Source organism: Neobacillus drentensis (assembly GCF_036962765.1).
In the GTDB taxonomy this organism is placed as follows: Bacteria; Bacillota; Bacilli; order Bacillales; family Cytobacillaceae; genus Neobacillus; species Neobacillus drentensis_C.
On record NZ_JBALOS010000218.1, the window covers coordinates 1 to 3,690 of the forward strand.

The 3,690-nt window shown below is 32.4% G+C and carries 5 protein-coding genes and 1 pseudogene; all 6 read left to right on the forward strand.

The genetic code is table 11. From position 1 onward, the window contains the following. Positions 1-309 precede the first annotated feature (309 nt). The gene (locus V7137_RS23615) at positions 310-486 is read left to right on the forward strand and encodes a hypothetical protein (protein WP_335700334.1); all 177 of its coding nucleotides are present in this window, start codon (positions 310-312) and stop codon (positions 484-486) included. 102 nt (positions 487-588) lie between these two features. Further along, positions 589-1,047 (forward strand): NUDIX hydrolase, encoded by a 459-nt coding sequence (locus tag V7137_RS23620; RefSeq protein WP_335700335.1) that lies wholly within the window; start codon positions 589-591, stop codon positions 1,045-1,047. Positions 1,048-1,166: 119 nt separating this feature from the next. Beyond that, positions 1,167-1,515, forward strand: a pseudogene (locus V7137_RS23625) (VOC family protein). A 356-nt stretch (positions 1,516-1,871) separates the two neighbouring features. Continuing rightward, the gene (locus V7137_RS23630) at positions 1,872-2,381 is read left to right on the forward strand and encodes a CDI toxin immunity protein (RefSeq protein WP_335700336.1); all 510 of its coding nucleotides are present in this window, start codon (positions 1,872-1,874) and stop codon (positions 2,379-2,381) included. 202 nt (positions 2,382-2,583) lie between these two features. Continuing rightward, entirely contained in the window at positions 2,584-3,087 is a 504-nt protein-coding gene (locus V7137_RS23635; RefSeq protein WP_335700337.1) for a DinB family protein, read from the forward strand. 266 nt (positions 3,088-3,353) lie between these two features. Beyond that, the coding region (locus V7137_RS23640) for a DinB family protein (protein WP_335700338.1) at positions 3,354-3,690 on the forward strand (337 nt) is incomplete at its 3' end.

The following is a 3,690-nucleotide window of genomic DNA, read 5'->3' on the forward strand; positions in this document are numbered from 1 at the left end:
CAATTTCATACTTCATTTGTTCAAGGGCTTGTTCTGCTGCTGAAACCAAGTGTTGGTTTCTGTTGTTGTTGTTGTTGTTGTTTGCCATGTTGTATCATCTCCTATTTGGTGATAATGAAATGGTCTTACATTCCTAGTTTGATTGGAATAGGTTTAGTTATTCATAGTTCAACGTGGTAATTTTTGGTTATTGTTAAATTAGGGTAACTGCGGTGATCATTTTTTTATTCCACTAACGAAGCAGTTTAGTTGAAGCAGGAAATGCTAATACATTTGGTGAAATTAATAATAAAATAAGGTGGTGTAGAGATGGAATTAAATGAAAAGGTTAGGTCCGTTAAGAATCGAGAACATTTAATGTTAGATGGGGTAGTATCAATATCAGAAGAGGATATTGAAATTGAGGTAATGATTAAGGCTAATAATGAAAAAAATAATGGAGAGTTACAAGATTTATTCTTGGAGTATGATGAAGAAAATAGGTAATTTGTTGAACTAACGGGGCAGGTTAATTGAAGAAGAAGAATCGTCATTTAGACGAGAACTAAAATAGTGAGGACTATTTAGCATTTAGGATGAGGAGAAAAAATGACTCAAAATGGAATTGTTTTAGTTGTTAGTGTATCAATAATTAAAGATAACAAAGTTTTGATTATCAAAGAAAATAAACCAACTGCACCTAATAAGTGGAATTTTCCATCTGGACGTATTGAACATAAAGAAGACATACTCTATGCAGCCTGTAGGGAGGTAAAAGAAGAAACAGGATTTGATGTGAAACTTAATGGTACAACAGGTATTTATAATTTTATCAGTAGTTCAAATAATCAAGTTTTTTTATTCCATTTTACTGCTGAAATTATTGGAGGTTCATTAAGGATTGTAGAGGATGAAATTGTCGATAGTAAATGGATAAAAGTATCTGAAATTATGAATCTGGATAATAAAGAACTTCGTGACGCAAATGTAACAAAGCAAATAGTACTTAGGTTATTGAATCAAGAATTTCATTCGTTAACAGTTTTTAATAAACAACTATGTAATTAAGGCTTAATTTCTTGTTGAACTAACGGGTATAAAGGTGTTCACCGTTTCTTATTAAACAAACGGACAGAATTGTTTAGCAATAAAATTATTTTTTATATATCTAATTGGAGGTTAAGACTTTGAAAATTAAAGGTTTCGGTGGGGTTTTTTGGAGAACAAAAGATGTTGTTTCATTAAAAAAATGGTATAAAGAAACTCTTGGTATTTCGATGGAAGAGTGGAATGGTACTGTCAAAGCCAGATGCTGACAACGAAACAATCTTTTCTTTCTTTAAAGAAGATAGTGATTATTTTCCAAAAGAACAATCTGTAATGTTAAATTTTCAAGTAGAAAATATTGAAGCTTGGATGGAACATTTCAACAAAATTGGAATACCACTTTTAAAAGAACCTGAAAAAAGCGAGTTTGGAACATTTGTGTGGATTTCTGATCCAGAAGGAAGATGGCTTGAAATATGGGAGAAATAATCTTGAATTAACATCTTATTAAAGTAACGTGTGCGATGTTTCAATAATGAAGGATCGTTTTTTCTAATTGATAGGAATACAACTAACAAATTAACATTGTGAAAGAATGTAATTAAACTAAAGGGCCAAGAGTTAAAGAATGGGATGGCTGCGGCGATCCCTATTTTTATTGCACTAACGAAGCAGTTGAGGAAGGAATTTAATTACTTGTGTAGAAATATAATGTCAGTGTTAATGACACGCTGTCATGTTATATACGATTAATGGACCAAAGGCGAAATATTCTAGGTACAATTGATGGTTTGCTTTGACATTATTATTTGATCACTATGGTGTAATAAAAAAGGACATTTAAAATGAAAAAAGATGAACGAAAGAAAAGATTAGAGGATCTATTAAAACTCCAAAAGCAAAAAGAAATAATGCAAGAAAGACTCCAAGAAGAAAAAATGGTAAGGGAAGCATTTGAGGAAGCTATTGGGGACGAATTAGAGTTTGAAGTTTTGAGTTTTGACGAGACAGAATTAATAATTAAAGATTTTACGAACACTTTTCCAATAGCTTTTTGGAATAGAATTGAATGGACCAACAAATCAGTAAAACATCAAGCAGTTAATTCAGGGGAAATTAGCAGTATTCCGTTAATCCTCAACAAAAAAGGTTTTAGCACTTCTAGCCCTATTTATGTTTTTTGGGGAATGGGTAATTATCCTTGCATCAGAACAACATTAGAAGCAGTGTTATTGGAGAAATTTGATGAAATCATATGGGTAGGCAGCGATATGGATTATTATTGCCCTATACAAAAGTATGTCATTGAGTTTTTCCACGATGGCAGCATTAATATAGGTTGGGTTAACAAATAAAAAGAGTTTAGCTAAAACTGGGAATGCTTCGGCTTCCCTTTTTTGTTGTTTAACTAACGGTGCAGATTCAACAAGGTAGATTATAAGAGCTTCAATTAATATATTGTTTTAGAAATTAATTATTGTTTTTTTATTAAACGAGCAGTCATTTTTGAGGAAAAGTAGAATATATTTGTGAAGTATTTAAGTGAGGAGGATGAATATGTTTCAAACACTAGATGGTTTCTTTAAATTATGGAATATTGAAGTAGACGCTACTCAGAAAATTCTTAATCAACTTACAGATGAATCCTTACCCAAAGAAGTAACACCTCAAAATTGGACATTAGGAAGAATAGCTTGGCATACTGTAACAGCAATTGGTGTTGTAGCATCACGAACAGACCTTTCCTTTGACTCGCCTAATCAAGATTATCCTGTCCCAACCTCAGCAAAGTTCATCTCTGACAGCTATCAACAAGCAAGTAGTGCTTTGTCTCAAGCTGTAAAAAATCAATGGACCGACAAAAGCCTTAGTGAAGAACAAGAAATTTTTGGGCAGAAAATGTCCAAGGGAGACATTTTATTATTTTTAATTCAACATCAAATTCATCATCGAGGACAAATGACTATTCTTATGCGTCAAGCAGGTTTATCCGTTCCTGGTTTGTATGGTCCATCGAAAGAGGAATGGGCTATGATAGGTATGGATGCTCCTAAAATGTAATGGCAATTATTGAGAGTTGAGTAATATGAACAAGCGGTACAAACGATGCTTTATTTGAAAAAAAGGTATCGTAATTTAACGGTGCTTTTATATGAGTTTGTGAAAAAGTGTACTTAAGCTAACGGGCTCGTTTGCTCAATAACGATTTTGCTGCTTCGGCAGCCTTTTTTTGTTGTTCCACTAACGGGGCAGTTTAGTTGAAAAAGGGATATTAAGGTTTTTAGACGAATATTGTTTTTTAGATAATATTGAAGGGATGTAGGAGTATGGAAAATGTAATTAATGGATTAAATCATTGGATACAATCATTACCTAAGGAATACAACTCAATGTCAGAAACAGAAATATCTGATCGACCATCACCAAGTAAATGGTCTAAAAAAGAGATAGTAGGACATCTTTGTGACTCTGCCATAAATAATATTGAGAGGTTTGTAAAAATTCAATACGCAGAACAACCTTATGTTATCCAGTCGTATAATCAAGAACAATGGGTGGTAGTTCAGAATTATCAAGAAAGACCTCTTGATGAAATACTAACTCTGTTTCAAATACTAAATAAGCAAATCAAATATATAATTATGAATATTCCTGCTGAGAAAT